Annotated in this window: 1 pseudogene; it reads left to right on the top strand. The window is 69.7% G+C overall.

The window, feature by feature from the left end:
* Positions 1-408 precede the first annotated feature (408 nt).
* Positions 409-857, top strand: a pseudogene (locus G3573_RS21690) (hypothetical protein); the annotation flags it as partial.

Raw genomic sequence — 857 nt, 5'->3', positions numbered from 1 at the left:
GCACAAGCCCCTCTCCCCTTGCGGGAGAGGGAGGGGCCCACGCACCGGAGCGAGGCGGAGGTCCGCGTGGGAGGGTGAGGGGTCGCGCCAGACTGTCCGACGTCGCGCCTGGTGCAGACGGGCGGACAGGTCGCGAAACCCCTCACCCTCCCACGCAGACCTCCCCCGGCTTCGCCGGGTCCGGTGCGCGGGTCCCTCCCTCTCCCGCAAGGGGAGAGGGGACGCGGGGCACGGAGTCGCGAGTCATGGTTAACGCCCGCGCAATGAGAATATACGACCCGTTACCAAGATTACTTCCGTCAACTTTACGATAACCACGAACGTCATTGAACGGTTAGGCATAGTCGTTTTCCATTATTTATCGGGGAACCATGTAGAGCTTTCGTCGATTTCCACGGCGGAGCTTTCATGGTCGCCAAGCTTTGCAGTATCCACGCCCGCAAGATCGTCCCGTTCGGGGCCGCTCTGCTGGCGCTCGCCTTGTCCGCCTGCGCGACGACGCAGGCGCCCGGTTCGGCGGCCCGCAAGGCCGGCCTGCCGGCGGCGTCGACGTCGATGGCGATGGGGGCGAAGGTCACCGCGCCGGACGGCTTCCTGAACCTGTGCATGCGCTCGCCGACCGACTGCGCGGTCGAGGACAGCTTCTCGGAGCGGGTGCGGATCATCGCCGAGGCGCGCGACCTGTCGCGCCAGCGCTGGCGCGCCCTGTTCAGCCCGCGCTTCGCCGCCCTGGCCGGCGAGAGCCCGGCCGCGACGGAGGGGACGCCGGTGACGTTCGCCGAGCTGGCCGACGCGCGGCCGGCGTCCATCGGCCTCGCGTCGAGCAGCCCGGGGCCGGTCGAGGCGGCGCCCGCGAT

The organism is Caulobacter sp. 17J65-9, assembly GCF_010975005.1.
Classification (GTDB): Bacteria; Pseudomonadota; Alphaproteobacteria; order Caulobacterales; family Caulobacteraceae; genus 17J80-11.
The sequence above is the reverse complement of the archived record's forward strand: the minus strand, read 5'-3'. Positions and strand labels throughout refer to the sequence as shown.